Annotated in this window: 18 protein-coding genes and 1 pseudogene; 8 read left to right on the forward strand and 11 right to left on the reverse strand. The window is 64.8% G+C overall.

Translation table 11 applies throughout. The features are described from left to right. Positions 1–38 precede the first annotated feature (38 nt). The 3 genes from lrpA1 to Q0964_RS00315 all read right to left on the reverse strand — a co-directional run bounded on the left by lrpA1 (position 39) and on the right by Q0964_RS00315 (position 3393). Positions 39–467, reverse strand: a complete 429-nt coding sequence (gene lrpA1, locus Q0964_RS00305; RefSeq protein ID WP_299262207.1) for an HTH-type transcriptional regulator LrpA1 — start codon at positions 465–467, stop codon at positions 39–41. An 83-nt stretch (positions 468–550) separates the two neighbouring features. Beyond that, on the reverse strand, positions 551–1486 hold the full coding sequence (locus tag Q0964_RS00310; RefSeq protein ID WP_299262208.1) for a thiamine pyrophosphate-dependent enzyme: 936 nt from the start codon (positions 1484–1486) through the stop codon (positions 551–553). 2 nt (positions 1487–1488) lie between these two features. Further along, positions 1489–3393, reverse strand: a complete 1905-nt coding sequence (locus Q0964_RS00315) for a 2-oxoacid:acceptor oxidoreductase subunit alpha (protein WP_299262209.1) — start codon at positions 3391–3393, stop codon at positions 1489–1491. Positions 3394–3633: 240 nt separating this feature from the next. On the opposite strand from Q0964_RS00315, the gene Q0964_RS00320 reads away from it, so the two are divergent. From Q0964_RS00320 to Q0964_RS00340, 4 genes and pseudogenes are all read left to right on the forward strand, one after another. Further along, a complete protein-coding gene (locus tag Q0964_RS00320) occupies positions 3634–4353 on the forward strand; it encodes a DICT sensory domain-containing protein (RefSeq protein ID WP_299262211.1) in 720 nt (239 codons plus the stop codon). Between the two features lie 108 nt (positions 4354–4461). After that, a complete protein-coding gene (locus Q0964_RS00325; RefSeq protein WP_299262213.1) occupies positions 4462–4689 on the forward strand; it encodes a hypothetical protein in 228 nt (75 codons plus the stop codon). A gap of 2 nt (positions 4690–4691) precedes the next feature. Then, positions 4692–5623, forward strand: a pseudogene (locus Q0964_RS18405) (ABC transporter ATP-binding protein). After that, positions 5620–6147 (forward strand): ABC transporter permease, encoded by a 528-nt coding sequence (locus Q0964_RS00340; RefSeq protein ID WP_299262219.1) that lies wholly within the window; start codon positions 5620–5622, stop codon positions 6145–6147. The pseudogene Q0964_RS18405 and the gene Q0964_RS00340 overlap by 4 nt, the downstream one beginning before the upstream one ends. 46 nt (positions 6148–6193) lie before the next feature. Here the strand turns inward: Q0964_RS00340 and Q0964_RS00345 are convergent, their stop codons facing one another. Beyond that, positions 6194–7342, reverse strand: coding sequence for an acyl-CoA dehydrogenase family protein (locus Q0964_RS00345; RefSeq protein ID WP_299262221.1), 1149 nt, complete (start codon positions 7340–7342; stop codon positions 6194–6196). A 130-nt stretch (positions 7343–7472) separates the two neighbouring features. On the opposite strand from Q0964_RS00345, the gene Q0964_RS00350 reads away from it, so the two are divergent. Further along, on the forward strand, positions 7473–8339 hold the full coding sequence (locus Q0964_RS00350) for an SDR family oxidoreductase (RefSeq protein ID WP_299262223.1): 867 nt from the start codon (positions 7473–7475) through the stop codon (positions 8337–8339). Here the strand turns inward: Q0964_RS00350 and Q0964_RS00355 are convergent. The 6 genes from Q0964_RS00355 to Q0964_RS00380 all read right to left on the reverse strand — a co-directional run bounded on the left by Q0964_RS00355 (position 8336) and on the right by Q0964_RS00380 (position 13551). Further along, entirely contained in the window at positions 8336–8659 is a 324-nt protein-coding gene (locus Q0964_RS00355; protein ID WP_299262224.1) for a DUF7344 domain-containing protein, read from the reverse strand. The genes Q0964_RS00350 and Q0964_RS00355 overlap by 4 nt on opposite strands. A gap of 137 nt (positions 8660–8796) precedes the next feature. After that, positions 8797–10455: a long-chain fatty acid--CoA ligase gene (locus Q0964_RS00360; protein WP_299262226.1), complete on the reverse strand. Its 1659-nt coding sequence runs from the start codon at positions 10453–10455 to the stop codon at positions 8797–8799. Positions 10456–10521: 66 nt separating this feature from the next. Then, the gene (locus Q0964_RS00365) at positions 10522–11115 is read right to left on the reverse strand and encodes a chemotaxis protein CheC (RefSeq protein WP_299262243.1); all 594 of its coding nucleotides are present in this window, start codon (positions 11113–11115) and stop codon (positions 10522–10524) included. Positions 11116–11230: 115 nt separating this feature from the next. After that, positions 11231–11899 (reverse strand): O-methyltransferase, encoded by a 669-nt coding sequence (locus Q0964_RS00370; RefSeq protein WP_299262228.1) that lies wholly within the window; start codon positions 11897–11899, stop codon positions 11231–11233. 69 nt (positions 11900–11968) lie between these two features. After that, positions 11969–12790 carry a BtpA family protein gene (locus Q0964_RS00375; RefSeq protein WP_299262230.1) on the reverse strand — a complete coding sequence of 274 codons (822 nt, stop codon included), beginning with the start codon at positions 12788–12790 and terminating at the stop codon, positions 11969–11971. 194 nt (positions 12791–12984) lie between these two features. After that, positions 12985–13551 carry a thioredoxin family protein gene (locus Q0964_RS00380; protein ID WP_299262232.1) on the reverse strand — a complete coding sequence of 189 codons (567 nt, stop codon included), beginning with the start codon at positions 13549–13551 and terminating at the stop codon, positions 12985–12987. A gap of 85 nt (positions 13552–13636) precedes the next feature. Here Q0964_RS00380 and Q0964_RS00385 point away from each other — a divergent pair, with 85 nt between their 5' ends. Then, positions 13637–14350, forward strand: a complete 714-nt coding sequence (locus tag Q0964_RS00385; protein WP_299262233.1) for a YqjF family protein — start codon at positions 13637–13639, stop codon at positions 14348–14350. 214 nt (positions 14351–14564) lie between these two features. On the opposite strand, the gene Q0964_RS00390 is transcribed toward Q0964_RS00385, so the two are convergent. Then, positions 14565–14873, reverse strand: coding sequence for a hypothetical protein (locus Q0964_RS00390; RefSeq protein WP_299262235.1), 309 nt, complete (start codon positions 14871–14873; stop codon positions 14565–14567). A gap of 153 nt (positions 14874–15026) precedes the next feature. On the opposite strand from Q0964_RS00390, the gene Q0964_RS00395 reads away from it, so the two are divergent. Together Q0964_RS00395 and Q0964_RS00400 are read left to right on the forward strand one after the other, a co-directional pair. After that, positions 15027–15515 (forward strand): Lrp/AsnC family transcriptional regulator, encoded by a 489-nt coding sequence (locus tag Q0964_RS00395; protein WP_299262237.1) that lies wholly within the window; start codon positions 15027–15029, stop codon positions 15513–15515. Between the two features lie 3 nt (positions 15516–15518). Further along, positions 15519–16003, forward strand: a 485-nt coding sequence (locus Q0964_RS00400; RefSeq protein WP_299262239.1) for a pyridoxal phosphate-dependent aminotransferase, incomplete at its 3' end; no start/stop codon positions are given.

The following is a 16003-nucleotide window of genomic DNA, read 5'->3' on the forward strand; positions in this document are numbered from 1 at the left end:
ACCTTTGATTTCGGCCGGGTCGCACCCACCGAGGCGCGTTACTTCAGCCGTTCCTGGAGAAAGGAAGGGTGCGCGGCCGCGACGCCGTCGCGGGCGACGATTTCCTCGTTGATGACGTCACCCATCGCGTCGCCGTCGGAGGCGTGCACCTCTGCCATCAGTGTGTGGTCGCCGCTTGAGGTGTAGAGGGAGTCGACAGCATCGATCTTTTTGAGTTCCCGGGTCACCTCGACGTAGCGTTCGCTTTCCACGTCGATTCCGACCAGTGCGATGGACTTGGAGGCGAGTTTCTTCGGGTCCACGTCCGCGGAGTAGCCCACGATCACACCCTCTTCCTCGAGTTGCTGGATGTACTTACGTACTGTCGGCTTGGACACGTCGGCCCGCTCGGCGATCTCTGCGTAAGAGGCCTGCGCGTCCTCTTCGAGGACGGACAGGATGCGCTCTTCCGTGGACTCTGCAGCCATATCTAAACTTTTGCGTCCGGTAAAAAATATCTTCCGAAGCCGAAAACGGGACGCCGCTCGCGCCAACCGAGAGTGGCGCGACGTCAGCGGTGATGATGGAGCAGGTCCGCCGAGCGCTCCCACTCGCTGTCCTCGCTGAGGTACCGCTCCGCGAGGGGGTCGGCGGGCATCTCGTCGGTGGCCCGCTTCTCCGCCCCGTAGGACGGTCGGTCGCTGTCGACGTAGAACCGGCCCGTGAGGACTTCGCCCTCGTGGAGGCGTGACTCGGCGTCGTACATCGCCTCGGCGGCCTCGCGTCGGTCAGTCACGTCGAAGTCGAAGTCCTCGGCGTCCTGTACGTCCGTGTAGGGGACGTACTGTTTGGCGTCCTTGTTCCAGGTGGGACACTGGGTGAGGAAATCGACGTGCGCGAACCCGTCGTGTTCCATGGCCTCGATTAGGATCTCTTTGGCCTGGTTGGGGTTGACCGCCGCCGTCCGGGCGACGTACGACGAGCCCGATGCCAGCGAGAGCGACATGGGCCGCACGGGGTCCTTGGCGCTCCCGTGGGGCTGGGTCTTGGACTTGTGACCCTTCGGACTGGTGGGTGACGTCTGGCCCTTCGTCAGCCCGAAGATTTCGTTGTTGAACACGATGTAGGTCATGTCGTGGTTCTCCCGGGCAGTGTGCATGAAGTGGTTGCCGCCGATGCCGTAGCCGTCGCCGTCGCCACCGGCCGCGATCACTTCCAGTCCCGGGTTGGCCAGTTTGGCGGCCCGCGCCACGGGCAACGAGCGCCCGTGGATGCTGTGGAAGCCGTAGCTCTCGAAGTACGAGGAGAGCTTGCCCGAACAGCCGATACCCGTGACGAGCAGAGTCTCGTCGGGCGTGCGGCCTACTTCGGGCATGGCCTGTTTCAGCGCCTTCAGGACGCCGAAGTCGCCACAGCCTGGACACCAGGTCGCTTGTGGCTCGATGCCGGGTGTGAACTCGTCGCGGTCGATCTCGCGGTCCTCGCCGATTGCGCTGAATACACTCATTGTTAGTCACCTGCTGCTGGGACGAATTTGGTTCCGTCCGGGACGGGGGCGTCCCGGGTGACGATACGCTCGAAGCCCTCGACGATCTCGGAGGGCTCGAATGCCTCACCGTTGTACTTCAGGAGGCTGTTGAGCTTCGGCCCGAACCGGCCGAGTTCCTTCTGGGTCAGCCCCCGAAACTGCGCCGAGGCGTTCATCTCGGCGACCAGGCAGGCCTCCACCGACTCCAGGAAGTCCGCCACCTCCCGCTCGGGATAAGGCATCAGATCGCTGACGCCCAGCGCCATCACGGACGCTCCGGCCTCGTTCAACTGGTCGACGGCCTCGAAGACGGTGTCTTGCTGACTGCCCCACGCCAGCAGGCCGTAGTCGGCGTTCTCGGGACCGTAGCGTGTCTGGTGGGACGCCTCGCCGTCGTTCAGTTCCTCCCGGATGGCGTCGAGTTTCGACATCCGGCGGTCCATCTGTGCGACGCGGTTGGTCGGGCTCTCGCTGATGTGGCCCTCTGGCGTGTGTTCGTTGCCCGATGCGAGGAAGCGGCCATCTTTCTGTCCGGGAACCGACCGCGGACTGACGCCGTTCTCGGCGTCGTGCTGGTAGCGCTCGAACTTCCCCGACTCGTGGTGGGCCGCCTCACGTATTTCGTCCTCGGTGAGGACGCTTCCGGGGTCGTCGTTGGGCTCCCGGTCGAAGAAGGACTCGTCGACGTTGCGCATCTCGCCGGAGAGCTTCTGGTCGATGACGACGATAGCCGGAAGCTGGTACTCGTAGGCCACCCGAAAGGCCGCACGGGTCTGCTCGTAACACTCACCGACGTTGGCTGGCGCGAACACGACCCGGCAGGAGTCTCCCTGACTCGTGTAGAGGACATGTTCGAGGTCGGCCTGTTCGGGTTTGGTTGGCATCCCCGTCGAGGGGCCGGCCCGCATCGCCTCGATCAGGACCACCGGCGTCTCTGTCATCTCCGCCAGCCCGAGGGGTTCGGACATCAGGGCGAACCCGCCACCGGAGGACCCGGACATCGCCTTGACACCGGCGTGGGAAGCCCCGACTGCGAGGGAAGCGGCGGCGATTTCGTCTTCGACCTGTTCGGCGATACCGCCGAACTTCGGGAGGTGCTGGGAGAGAATCGTGAATACGTCCGTCCAGGGGGTCATCGGGTACCCCGAAATGAACCGACAGCCCTCGTCGATAGCCCCGTAGGCGACGGCGCTGCTCCCGGACATCAGTACCTGCTGTTCGCCGTGGTCACCGGTGGGCACGCGGAGGTCGTGGGTGATCGTGTACTCCTCGCGCACCGAGTCGTAGGCGCGTTCGAGGATGTCGAGATTGGCTGCCAGCACGTCGCCGGTCATGGCGTCTTCCATCAGGTCCTCGATGTGGTCCACGTCCATGTCGAGCAGTGCGGCGGTCGCACCGACACCGGCGGTGTTTCGCATCACTTCCCGTCCGTGTTCGCGGGCGAGGGCTCGCAGGTCGAGGGGGTAGACGTGCCAGTCGTTCTCCTCGGCCCGGGCCTCCAGATCCAGGCCGGCACGCTCCAGCGTGTCCTGGTCGAGCAGTCCCTCGTCGTAAACGACCACGCCGCCCTCGTTGAGGTCGTCGAGGTTCTCCGAGAGGGGCTTGATCTCCTCGTTGCCGTAAACAGTGTCGGCACCGTCCTGTGGGTTGCGGGCGAAGCTATCGCCCAGTGCCAGCAGGAAGTTGAAGCCGTCTCCCCGCGACCGGACGGGGTCTGCGTCGGCCCGTACCTCGACGTAGGTGTGGCCGCCCCGAATCCGTGAGGGGTAGTGTCGGTGTGTGAATACGTCCAGTCCCGCGCGCATCAGTGCCTTGGCGAAATTCTGGCTCGTGGAATCAATTCCGTCACCGGAGCCACCAGCGATGCGCCACATTAGTTCTGTCATGATAAATCAGTGGCCGAATCGGCCGCCCTAGTTGAGAAACGGCGCGCCGAGACAAAAGAGTTTGCTACGCGTTACCACAGATTAATCATGACAGTTCGGATGGGTTCACAGGGTCGGCCCGGCGCCTCGGAACCGACCGATTCTGGGAGTCGGCCAGCGCTTGGGTTCTTCAGAGGTCAGTCGGTGCGGGAACGTCTCGCAAACGATTTATGGACCGAAAACATCGGTCCCACAAATCAGATGTCTCTTTCGGAACTTATTGCCGGTGTCGAAGAACACGAGAAGACGCTGACGGTTTTTAATTCGGACGCAGGTGTCGTCGCGGCGTTTCGTGAGCGGTTCGCCGACCGGAACGTGACGGTCAGAACGGAGTCGACACCGAGCGGGAGGCCGGGCGAGTTCGCCACCCTCAGCGAGGACGGCGAGGTACTGACGGCCACGAGTGTTACGGACCTCCAGCGAATGATCGAGGAGTCGGACGTGGCGCTTGGCCTGTCCGACAGCCCGTATCAACCGCTGCTCAACCACATGGACGAGACTATGTTCACCTCCTGGAGCATCGACCAGATGGTCGCGGCCTCTAAAGAGATCGAGGACCGTGCGTGGCGGGTCGGCGAGGGGTCGCTCCACGCCGGCTTCCAGTACCTCTCGACGCTCCGTGGCGAACTCCCGGTCTACGAACGGCTTGGCTCGAAGGATCTCGACGTTCACGCGTACGCAGTCCCGGACGAGGACCCGCCCGACCACGAGGAGTTTACCCTCCACATCGAGCGCGCAGAGGAGATCGAGAAGTCCTGGTTCGTGGTCTTCGACGGCAACGGCCTCGACGAGAACAAATGCGCCCTGCTGGGCGAAGAACGCGGGCCGCGAGAGTTCTACGGTTTCTGGACCTACGGCGCCGACACTGTCGACTGGATTATCGACCACCTCGACTCCACGTACGGGGTTCTCGAACAGTGATCCGTTTCCGCGGCTGAACCGAGTGGGACCCGTCCGACGTCCGTAGGTGACACAGCCACGGTTCGTCGTATCTCTCCTGTCTGTCGTCCCGGCGGCGTCCGCTCTGGCGTGCCGACGTGCGCTGGCACTCTCAGTCCGGCGAACCGACTCGGGTTCGCCATCGCCGCCACCGACGGCGGCGCAGCCGTGACACTGGGCCTGCAGATGGCCCGAGCACTGGACCGGAACGCAAACCTGCTCCCCTGTGTCAGGACCTCCATGGACGGCCCCCTGTCCATCGACGCCCCTCCACGCACAGCAACGGTGAGCGAACCCGACGTGTCGGGGGTGACCTGACCGTGGCAACCGTCGAGACACGCGGGCTGACGAAGTCGTTCGGCGATGTCGACGCCGTCCTCGACCTCGACCTCGCCGTCGACGAGGGGGAAGTGTTCGGCTTCCTCGGCCCGAACGGCGCGGGAAAGTCGACGATTATCAATCTCCTGCTCGACTACATCCGGCCGACCAGCGGGAGCGTCGAGGTGTTCGGGATGGACGCACAGGAACACCCGGCGAAGATCCGCGAGCGTGTCGGTGTCCTTCCGGAAGGGTACGGCTTCGACGATCCGCTCACGGGCCGGGAGTACCTCGAGTGGGCGATTCGCACGAAAGACGCCGACGACGACCCGGCGAAGTTGCTCGACCTGGTGAGTTTGACCGACGACGCCGCCCGGATGGCCGCCGACTACTCAAAGGGGATGCAACAACGACTCGCGTTCGCGATGGCGCTGGTCGACGACCCCGACCTGTTGCTCCTCGACGAACCCTCGACCGGACTCGACCCGAACGGTATCCGGACGATGCGTGAGGTCGTCGCCGACGTGGCCGCCGACGGAACGACGTGTTTTTTTCCAGCCACCACCTCACCGAGGTCGAGGCGGTCTGTGATCGGGTCGGCGTAATGAACGAGGGCGAACTGGTCGCAGTCGACAGCATCGACGGTCTCCGCGACAGCGTGGGCGGGCACGCGACTCTCGAACTACGGTGTGCGACCCCGCCGACCGACCTCGGCGTCGCGGCAGTCGACGGCGTCGTCGACACGGCCGTCGAGGACCACACCCTGACGGTCACCTGTGGCGAGCCGACGGTGAAAGTCGACGCGATCACGTACGCCGCCGAGCGCGCCGACATCGTCGACATCCGCTCGACGACGGTGTCGCTGGAGACGCTGTTCAACGAGTTGACCGAGGGCGGCCACGAGGGAGAGACACCCGCGGAGGCACCACAGTGAGCATCGAGAGCGTCCTCTCGAAGGACTTCACGAGCGTCCAGCGGTCCGGCGCGCTCTGGGCGACCGGGGTCTGTCTGGCGCTGGTCGCGTACGTGAACCTCGGCCCCGGCGCCCCGCCGGTCAGGGAGGCACAGAACGCGTACGGACTCCTGGTCGGACTGGTCGGCGTACTGGTGCCAATTGTCGCCATCGTCGCCAGCTACATGGCGATTACGGGGGAGCGTGCCAGCGGCGGCATCAAGTTCCTGCTGGCGTTCCCGAACAGCCGACGGGACGTGTTCGTCGGCAAGCTCGTCAGCAGGCTGGCCGTGGTCGGCGCCGTCGTGCTGTTCATGTTCGTCGCGGGCGACGAACCCGGCCAACCGTCACAGGAGCAGGGCGGAGAGCCCGCGCGGTACAACGTCGTTCGGACCAGATTTGGGCAACCACCGCTGACGGACCCGGGGAATCTGCTCCGTCTCGTCTCGGTGCTAGCGGGCGTCGTCGTGCTCGGCGGCGGTGGCTACCTCCGGTCGAGACCGTAGAGGGCGGCGCGACGCTGCGCCGTCCGTGGTGTCGTCGGTAGCGCGTTTACCACTGCCCGTAGATCAGGTTGCGCTGAATCTCGTTTGCGCCTTCGTAGATGACGGGAATGCGAACGTCGCGGTAGACCCGCGAGATGCGGTTCTCGGTGAGGACCGAGCGACCGCCGTGGAGTTGCATGCCACGTTCGGCACACATCGTCGCCGTCTCGGTGGACTTCACCTTCGCCTGTGCGGCCCAGAGCCCGGAGTTGTCGTTGTTCGCGACCTTGTCCGCGGCCCGCCAGTTGAGTGACCGGGCGGCCTCGAACTCCGTCCGCATGTCCGCGAGGATGTGCTGGACCTTCTGGAACTCGCTCACGTCACGCCCGAACGCCTGGCGACCGTGAACGAAGTCGTGGGCCTCCTCGATGGCCGCTGCCGCGAGGCCGAGCGCGTGTCCGCCGACTACCACGCGCCCGTGGTTGAAGAAGTCTGCGAGCATGTAGAAGCCCGTGCCCTCGGTTCCGATGACGTGGTCCTCTGGAATCCGGGCGTCGTTCAGGTAGACGTGGGCCTGTTTGGAGGCTCGGAAGCCCATCTTCTCGGGGATGTGTTCGGCATCGTAGCCGTCGGTGTCGGTAGGGACGATGAACATCGAGAAGTTACCGTAGCGGTCGTCCTCGTCGTGGCCGGTCCGGGCGTACAGCGTCACCCAGTCGGCCTCGACACCGTTACCGATCCAGTACTTCTCACCGTTCAGGACCCACTCGTCGCCGTCCTTCTCGGCAGTGGTCTCCATCCCGGCGAGGTCGCTGCCGGTCTCGGGTTCGGACACTGCCAGACCGGTAATCTGTTCGTTGTTCGCGACCGGGCGGAGGAACTCCTCTTTCTGCCAGTCCGAGCCGTACTCTTCGAGCATCTCCGCGCCGAAACTGGCCAGTTGCAGCGTCAGGCCGATCCCGGCGTCGGCCTTGTAGAACTCCTCGGCCATGGCGAACATCTGATGCATGTCGAGTCCACGACCGCCGTACTCCTCGCTGATGTCCTGGCCGACCAGATTGGCCTCCATGCCCGCCTCGAGCACTTCCCAGGGGTACTCAGCGGACTCGTAGTAGTCTGCCGCGACCGGCTCGATATGCTCCGCTGCGAACTCCCGAGCCTCCTGTTTCACGTCGTGCGCGCGCTCTGGCACCACATCTTCCGTTAGCAACTCCATGCGTGAGCGTTAACATGGGCTGCACGGACAAAAACGGCTTGGAACATTGTAAGTTATGAACGGAGTTCGAGTTTTTTTTATCGACAATGTGGCCCGAATCGGCCGCGGTGTTGTCATTCGGACTAGACGAGTGTCGACATTCCTATCAGGAGCCGGGCAGTTATCCGACGACGAGTGCTGTGCCGCTCGACGAGACTGTCTGTATCGTAGCTGGCGGCGGTCGGGCCTCGGTGAGGCGACAGCCGAGCACCTGGCGGCCGAGGGCGCGACGGTCGTCGTAAACGACCTCGGGACCTTCCTGCAGGGCGACGGCGAGAGCGCGGAACCGGCGGACGAGACCGTAGCGTCGATCCGTACCGCCGGCGGGACCGCGATGTCCCACCTCGGTGACGTGACCGACATCGATTACACCGAGAAATCGGTCGCCGGGTACGGCCGTGTCGACGCCGCCGTCAACTTCGCCGGCGTCCTGCGGGACGCCTCCCTCACGGAGATGGCCGGCGACGACTGGGACACCGTGGTCGACGTCCACCTGCGAGGCCACTTCGCTCTGCTCCGGACCCTCGCGCGCCACTGGGACGAGACCGCGGACGACGCCGACCGCGAGCGTGCGTTCGTCGGCGTCACCAGTCCCTCCGCGCTGGGTGCCGCCGGCCAGGCCAACTGCGCGGCCGTCAAAGCCGGTGTGCTGGGGCTGGTCCGCACCGCGTCGGCGGAGTCACCGCGCTACGACGCCCGAGCTAGCGCGCTCATGCCCGTCGCGTACACCCGCACAATCGAGGACATCCCCGAAGCGAAACGCCATTTCGGCGAGGACAACACGCCGCCCGAGAAGGTCGCCCCGGTCGTCGGCTCCCTCGTCAGCGAGGCCGCCGAGGGTGTCCGCGGCGAAACCGTGCGTGCCCAGGGCGACATGGTGTCACTGGTCACCGGCCCCGAGGACGAATCTTCGATGGTCGACGGGTTGAGCGGGCGGTTCGGCGAGCTACTCGACTAGAGCCACCCGTCGGGCAGTTCCCCCTTGTGGTCGTGAATCAGTTCGAGGACCGGTGCCACCTGGCCCCACTCCGGGCCAGTGCTGATCTCGCCGGTCTCTCGGTCCCAGTTGACGATCTCCATGGCGTCGAGTTTCGGCAGGTGGTCGTGTACCAACTGAGACTGCAACACGGTCGACTCCCGCTCGGTCTCGGCGACGATATCGAGTGGATCGAGGTCCGTATCGTCCTGCGGATTGTGTTCGAGGAGGGCGACGAGCAACTGTCGACGATACGGGTCCGATAGCGCCGCGAAGAGTTTCTCCCAGGAGTCCGGGTTCACGATACATGTTATCATAACCCATCGGTAAGCCGTCTTGGCTTGGTGTACCAAGCTACGCGTAATCGGTCAGGTTCGGCGGGTTCGGAAGAACAGGTGAGTTCGCTCCGGCCGGCAGTCGTCACAGCGTTACGGCGCGGTCACTGGCTCTCGGGCGCGGCGTCTTCGGGGACCTGCCCTTCGACGAGGTCCTCGTCGGCGTACTCCTCGCGCAGGTCTTTCTTCGAGAACTTCCCGGTCGCGGTCTTGGGGACCTCGTCGATCTGGATGAAGTCGTCCGGAAGCCACCACTTGGGGTAATCCTCGGCGATCTCCTCGCGCAGGTCCTCTGCCACGGCGTCGGGGTCGGCCTCCTCGACCGGGACGATGAACGCAACGGGGCGTTCCTGCCAGCGTTCGTGGGGAACGCCGACGACGGCGGCCTCGGCCACGCCGTTGTTTGCCATGATGGCGTTCTCCAGTTCGACCGAGGAGATCCACTCCCCGCCGGATTTGATCACGTCCTTGGCGCGGTCGACAATCTTGATGTAACCGTCGTCGTCGACGGTCACCACGTCGCCGGTCTTGAGCCAGTCGCCCTCGAAGTCGTTCTCGTTGGCTTCCGGGCGCTCGAAGTACTCCTGGGTGACCCAGGGGCCGCGAACGTACAGTTCGCCGAAGTCCTCACCGTTCCACGGAATCTCGTTGCCGTCGTCGTCGATGACTTTGAACTCCAGGCCGGGAACGACCAGACCCTGCTTGGCCCGGCGGTCGAGCTGTTCGTCGTAGGAGAGTTCCTCGGCCAGCCCGGATTTGAGGTGGGCGACCGACCCGATGGGCGACATCTCCGTCATTCCCCAGGCGTGGGTGACGGACACGTCGTACTGGTCGAACCACTCGATCATGGCCTTCGGCGCCGCCGAACCGCCGATAATTACGGTTTCGAGTTCCGAGAGGTCGACCTCGTTGCCGGCCTGCATGTACTCCTGCAGGCCGAGCCAGACGGTCGGGACGCCGGCGGTAATGGTGACGCCCTCTTCCTCGAGCAACTGTGCGATGTCGGCAGGCTCGGGCGACGGACCGGGATAGACGTGTTTCGCGCCGGCGGCGGTCGTCGAGAACGGCATCCCCCAGGCGTTGACGTGGAACATCGGGACGACTGGCATCACCACGTCGTCGTCCTCGACACCCAGCCCCTGGGGCGTCATTGTCGCCATCGTGTGCCCCCAAAGCATCTGCTGGGTGTACTCGACGCCTTTGGGTTTGCCCGTGGTGCCGGAGGTGTAACACATCCCGGCGGGTTGGTCCTGGTCGACGACCGGCCAGTCGTATTCGGTCTCGTGGCCCTCGATGAACGACTCGTAGTCGACGGCGTCGTAGGGCAGGTCCGGAACCGAGTCACCCATGACGACGATTTGCTCGACGCTGTCGAACGAGTCGGCGTCGTAGGCGCTCCCGAGCTTCTCCGCGAGCGAGGGGTCGACGAAAATCGCCTTGTCGGCGGCGTTCTCGACGATGAACTGGATGTGTTCGTCGGGAAGCAGGGGGTTGATAGTGTGGAGTTGCGCGCCCAGCGTCGGAATACCGAAGTAGGTCTCGAAGTGGCGGTGATGGTTCCAGCAGAACGTCGCGATGCGGTCGCCCTCACCCATACCGGCGTCGGTCAGGGCGTGGGCCAGTTGTGCTGTACGGTTGCTGTACTCCTCGTATGTGTAGCGTTCGATTCCCTGGTGGGTCCGTGAGACGATCTCTGTGTCGGGATAGAGATTTTCCGCACGCCACAGGAACGGCCGTAGTGTCTGGTCAGTGCCTCCTGGCATGGAATATACCAGCGGCGCACATCATATCATACTTCCCCTCAGGTGTGGCGGAGAATCGTCAGATGGTCAAACTTCGAGCCGCTGCATCAGGCCGACCAACTCCTCGAGTTGCGGGAAGGTGTAGACTTTGACGTTGATGTCTTCGTTCTGTGCGTGGACGCGGGAGTCGAACATGAGCGCCATATCGCTGTCGCGGTCGCCGATAATTTCGTCGACGGTCCCGCTACCTGGCCCGAACGTGAAGTTCGGCGTCGACATGTCGATGGTCGTCTCCAGCACGTTGGCCCAGCCGTCGATGAAGCCGCTGGTCATGATGTTCCCGATTTCCTGGATCGCACTCTTTTCCATCTCGGTGAACCCGTCGGCGTCGGGGTCGGTTCCACCCATATCTCCGAGCATACCGGCGGCGAGGCGCTTCGCGCTGTCGGCGTTGAACAGAAAGAGGACGTGACCGTGTGGCGGCTCCTGCATCTCGATGTAGATACCGATCTGCTCGGCGTCACCGACGTGTGTCTTGATGTCCGGGATATCGATGAAGTTGATCTTCGTAATCTCCATCTCGGTGTTCATACCAGTCATCTGGCTCATGTGGTTGGCGACCGTGTTCCCACCCTCCTTGGCCATCTTGTTGAAAATACTCAACTTCCGAATGTCTATCATCAACTCGCTCATGTGAAACCCGGGGTACTCCGACCTTCCCTGTCGGCGTATATAACTGACACCCAGCGAATATCAAATGCTGTAACGTCTGCGCGGCGGAACACCGCGCTGCCCGTCAGTCCACGCGGTGGCTTACCGCGATACCCTCGCCGACCGGTATCAGTGCCGTCTCGAACGCCGGGTCCTCGCCGACTCGTTCGAGGTAGGCCGCGACGCCTGCAGTGTGGTCGTCCACCGTGCCGGGGTTCCCGCCGCGGACTAGCGCCGACAGCGCCTCGACGTCCATGGGGCCGGCCGTCACGGCGTTGTCCGCGATGACGACCCCGCCCGCAGCGACCGTCGGCCGGACAGCCTCGAATGCCTCGCGGTAGCGGTGTTTCTCGTTGTCGATGAGGACCACGTCGAAGGGGCCGTCGTACTCGTCGACAGTCTCGATGGCGTCGCCGAGTTCGTAGGTGGCCAGACCGTCGAAGCCGCCGCGGGCCATGTACTCGCGGGCCTGGTCGAGTTCGCCCTCGTCGACCTCGGTGAGGACGACCTCCCCGTCCTCGGGGAGCGCTCGGGCGAACCAGTACGCCGAGTAACCGAAGCCGGAGCCGAACTCGAAGACCCGGTTCGCCTGGACCATGCGGGCGAGCAACTGGAGCCACCCGCCCACCGTGGGCCCGACAGTCGGGAAGCCGTCGTTCTCGGCCCGTGCGTCCATCTCCGCGATAACCGCGTCGGGGTCGGGGCCGATAGCACGTGCGAACTCGGTGGTGGCGGCGGACAGAATCTCGGACATGTATCGGTATCGGGGTTCGACCCGGGTCTGCATAACGCTGACTCTGAGGAGGGGTCGACGGGGAACCGCTCAGCCGTCGGGTGTCGCGGCCACGACATCGGCCACCCGCTCGGGGTCGACGGGATTCGTCGTCTCCCCGTCTTGTTTGAATGCCGTCCCGACGATGGCACCGTCGGCCACCGACAGCAGGTCCGCGACCGAGTCGGCAGTGACGCCGCTGCCGACGAACACCGGCACGTCGGGGTCGGTGTCGTCCCGGACGGCCGCCACCGTTCGCAGGTCCTCGGCGTCGGTCACTGCCCCCGTGGCCGGTCCGGAGACGACGAGGCCGTCCGCCCGGCCGCGGTCGATCGCGTCCGCGACCGCGGGCCCGAGGTCCCGTTCGCCGAGCGATACGGAGTGTTTGACCGCGACGTCCGCCAGTACGGCCACGTCGGTGTCGATCCGGTCGCGCAGGCGTACCGTCTCGGCGGCCCGGCCTTCGATCACTCCCTGGTCGGTCACCCGTGCGCCGGTGTGGACGTTCACCCGGACGAAGGCCGCGCCCACGGCCGCCGCGACCGAGAGCGCCGCCGCCGCGTCGTTCCGGAGGACGTTGATCCCGACGGGACAGTCGACGGTCTCACAGACTGCCGTTGCTACGCGGGTCATTTCGGCGACCACGTGTTTCGGCACGTCCTCGGCGTGAAACGGTGCGTCCCCGTAGTTCTCGACAATCACCCCGTCAACGCTACCGTCCGCGAGCGTATGGGCGTCGGCGAGCGCCCGCTCTAAGACGGCCTCACGGCCCCGGTCCGGGTCGTACCCGGGTGCTCCCGGCAGTGGCGGGAGGTGAATCATCCCGACGACCGGACGGGTCGTTCCGAAGGTCGCAGTGAGATCGAGCGGCATGTGACAGGATTCAGCGACGGCCCGCATAACCGCTTTGACCCCGTGGCGAATCGAGAGCGTGCTCCCGACGCGTTCGGATCGGGAACGTGCAGCGACGAACGACCGCGCCGGCAGTCCCGTCACGCACACGACCGGTGCTGGTTCGCCCCCGCGTGTCGTCCCGAATCGGCCGAACAACGACTACACTGTCGCGCTCACTCGTCGGTCCACTTGATCGAACAGCCCCGAGATGGTCTGAACTCGTCGTCGATCTCCTCGCCGGACAGCAGACGGTCGACGATGTCGCGCATCTCCATCACCGTCGGTTCGTCGTCGGGATTCGGGGCATCGTCGATGCGACCGTGGTAGGCGAGTTCGAAGCCGCTCTCGCCCCCCGCAAACAGGAACGGGTCGGGCGTACAGACCGCGCCGTACTCGCGGGCGACTGCCTGACTCTCGTCGCGGAGGTAAGCGTCGTACTGGATCGTCCCGTCGTCGACGAGTTCCTGCATCCGCTCGAACGAGTCGTCGGGGTACTCCGCGGCGTCGTTGGGGTTGATTCCGACCACGGCGAGGTCGCCGTACTCGCCGGCGAGGTGATTCAGTTCGTCGAACTTTGCTTGTGCGTACGGGCAGTGGTTACAGGTGAACACGACCAGTAGCGCCTCGTAGTCGTCGAAGTCCGATAGCGAGTGTGTCTCGTCGTCCACGCCGGGCAACTCGAAGTCGGGCGCCGACTCGCCGCGCTGGATGGCGTCGTCTTCGGAATCGAGTGCGACCATAGCGGACGTAGTGGTGTGGCCGGCAAAAGTGTTGAGTCGCCGTCCAGACGACAGACGGATTGGCGCGGCACTCCTACCGACCGGTATGAACGCACCGTCATTACTCGAGATGCGTTGGGCGGATGTCCTCTTCGCACACTGGGGCGTCCAGCCGGCGGTCGTCGACGCCGAGCTTCCCGAAGACCTGTCGGCCGATACGTACGAGGGCAACGCGTACCTCGGCGTGGTCGGCTTTCAGATGGAGTCGATCCGGCCCCGCGGTTCGCCCGTCGGGCTCTCGTTCCCGGAGCTGAACCTGCGGACCTACGTCGACGGGCCGAACGGTCCGGGAATATACTTCTTCAATCTCGACGCCGACGATTGGCTGGGGGTTGCTGTCGCCCGCAAACTGTTTCGCCTGCCGTACTACCGGGCGGAGATGCGGATTACGGAGACGACCGACGGCTTCCGGTTCCGGAGCGGGCGCACCCACCCCGGCGTTCCGATGGCGGGCTTCGACGCCACGTATCGGCCGACGGGCGAACCGTCCGAACCCGACCCCGGTTCGCTGGCGCACTTCCTCACAGAGCGGTACCGCTTCTACGCCGCCGACGACAGCGGCCGGGTGTACGTCGGTCCCGTCGGCCATCCCCCGTGGCCGCTCCAGGGGGCGGACCTGGCGGTTCAGGAGAACGACCTGTTCACGGCCAACGGGTTCGAGACGCCCGAGACCGAGCCACTGGTCCACTACAGCACCGGCGTCGACGTGGAGGCGAGCGCGCTCCAGCCCGTGGCGGGACCGGACCTGCTATCCCTGTGAGCCGGGTGGCGGCAATCGAAAGGGGCCTGCCCGTTCGGGTGTGTACCGGAGCGTGATGATGGGGGTTCGGTCCGCACGCGCCCCGTGACGGGATTCGTGAACGGGTCCGGGACCGACCGGGCGAGTACGAGCCCCCACCCGAGGTCGAGTTCGTCGCCGAGTTACCGCAGACGACGACCGGGAGGATTCGGCGGACGGAGTTGCGCGAGCAAAGCTACCGAGTCCTCTCGGCCGCACGCTCGAACTCGCGGGCGGCTTCGAGGACCGAACTGTCCGCGTTGAGGGTGTAGTAGATTTCCTCGTCTTCGGGGTGGTGTTTGTCGAGCATCCCGAGTTCGACGACGCCGTCTACGTCGTCCATCAGGTGGAGGGTCTTCAGGGCGATTCCGGTCTCGTCGGCCAGTTCCGAGCGGGTGTACGTCTCATCGGTATCGAGGTCGAGGAGTGTGTCGATAATCGTCGCCACGGAGTCGTGCTCCGCGACGAATTCCCAACCGCTGTCGGCCCGTGAGTCACGCTGCATGTAACCGAGACGTTGGTAAGCACGACGATAATTTAAATCTAGGAACGGTGTTCGCTGTTGAGTCCGCGTCCGAGCGTCGGACAGCGCCGCGAGAGCGATGGACTCGACCGACCGGATAGCAAGTCTTTAGTCTGCGCTCTAGTGGAAATAGGTATGAACAGTCGCGCCGAGATACTGGCCTTGCTCCGGGAGAACGCGCGCTACTCCACCGAGGACATGGCGCGCCAGACCGACCTCGACCCCGAGGAAGTCGAGGACGTAATTGCGGACCTGGAGGCCGACGGCGTCATCGCAGGTTACCAGGCGGTCATCGACTACAGGCAACTCGAAGACGAGCGTGTGCGCGCACTGGTCGAACTCAACGTGACGCTGGATCGTGAGACCAGCTACGCCGACATCGCCGAGCGACTGGCGAAGTTCCCCGAAGTCGAGGGACTCCGACTCGTGAGCGGCGACTACGACTTCGACATGGAGGTCGAGGGCGACTCCATGAGCGAGGTGTCGCGGTTCATCAGCGAGAGGGTCGCGCCCGTTCCCGAGATCACTCAGACGGTGACCCACTACATCATGGAGTCCTACAAGGAACGGGGTATCGAGTTCGGTGACGGCAACGACGACGACCGTCTCTCCGTGTCCCCCTGAGCCATGCAGGTGTCAGACCGCGTCAACGGCGTGCCCCCGTCGGGTATCCGGCGCTTTTTCGAACTCGCCGAGGAGATGGACGACCTCATCTCGCTTGGTGTCGGCGAACCGGACTTCTCGGCCCCCTGGAGCGCACGCGACGCCGCCATCGCCTCGCTCGAGCGGGGCGAGACGTCTTACACCGCCAACCGGGGGAAGCGGGAACTCCGGGAGGCAATCGCGAGCCACCAGGCCGAAAAGTACGGGCTGGAGTACGAACCCAACGAGGAGGTTATTGTCACTGCGGGCGCAAGCGAGGGCATCGACCTGGCCATGCGCGCGCTCGTCGACCCCGGCGACACCGTGGCGGTGGCCCAACCGACGTACATCTCCTACGTCCCGGGTGTCATCTTCTCCGGTGGGGAGCCACTGGCTGTGCCGACCCGTGTCGAAGACGAGTTCAAGTTGACCCGTGAGGCACTCGAAGACGCCGGCGCCCACGAGGCCGA

The organism is Halorientalis sp. (assembly GCF_028275115.1).
GTDB lineage: Archaea > Halobacteriota > Halobacteria > Halobacteriales > Haloarculaceae > Halorientalis.

Excerpts from the sequence above, each read along its gene's own strand:
- Q0964_RS00390 (WP_299262235.1), bottom strand. The coding sequence starts at position 14,873 with ATGCAGCGTGACTCACGGGCCGACAGCGGTTGGGAATTCGTCGCGGAG.
- Q0964_RS00375 (WP_299262230.1), bottom strand. The coding sequence starts at position 12,790 with ATGCCGCTCGATCTCACTGCGACCTTCGGAACGACCCGTCCGGTCGTC.
- Q0964_RS00360 (WP_299262226.1), bottom strand. The coding sequence starts at position 10,455 with ATGCCAGGAGGCACTGACCAGACACTACGGCCGTTCCTGTGGCGTGCG.
- Q0964_RS00345 (WP_299262221.1), bottom strand. The coding sequence starts at position 7,342 with ATGGAGTTGCTAACGGAAGATGTGGTGCCAGAGCGCGCGCACGACGTG.
- Q0964_RS00380 (WP_299262232.1), bottom strand. The coding sequence starts at position 13,551 with ATGGTCGCACTCGATTCCGAAGACGACGCCATCCAGCGCGGCGAGTCG.
- Q0964_RS00365 (WP_299262243.1), bottom strand. The coding sequence starts at position 11,115 with ATGATAGACATTCGGAAGTTGAGTATTTTCAACAAGATGGCCAAGGAG.
- Q0964_RS00310 (WP_299262208.1), bottom strand. The coding sequence starts at position 1,486 with ATGAGTGTATTCAGCGCAATCGGCGAGGACCGCGAGATCGACCGCGAC.
- Q0964_RS00385 (WP_299262233.1), top strand. The coding sequence starts at position 13,637 with ATGAACGCACCGTCATTACTCGAGATGCGTTGGGCGGATGTCCTCTTC.
- Q0964_RS00395 (WP_299262237.1), top strand. The coding sequence starts at position 15,027 with ATGAACAGTCGCGCCGAGATACTGGCCTTGCTCCGGGAGAACGCGCGC.
- lrpA1 (WP_299262207.1), bottom strand. The coding sequence starts at position 467 with ATGGCTGCAGAGTCCACGGAAGAGCGCATCCTGTCCGTCCTCGAAGAG.
- Q0964_RS00320 (WP_299262211.1), top strand. The coding sequence starts at position 3,634 with ATGTCTCTTTCGGAACTTATTGCCGGTGTCGAAGAACACGAGAAGACG.
- Q0964_RS00315 (WP_299262209.1), bottom strand. The coding sequence starts at position 3,393 with ATGACAGAACTAATGTGGCGCATCGCTGGTGGCTCCGGTGACGGAATT.
- Q0964_RS00370 (WP_299262228.1), bottom strand. The coding sequence starts at position 11,899 with ATGTCCGAGATTCTGTCCGCCGCCACCACCGAGTTCGCACGTGCTATC.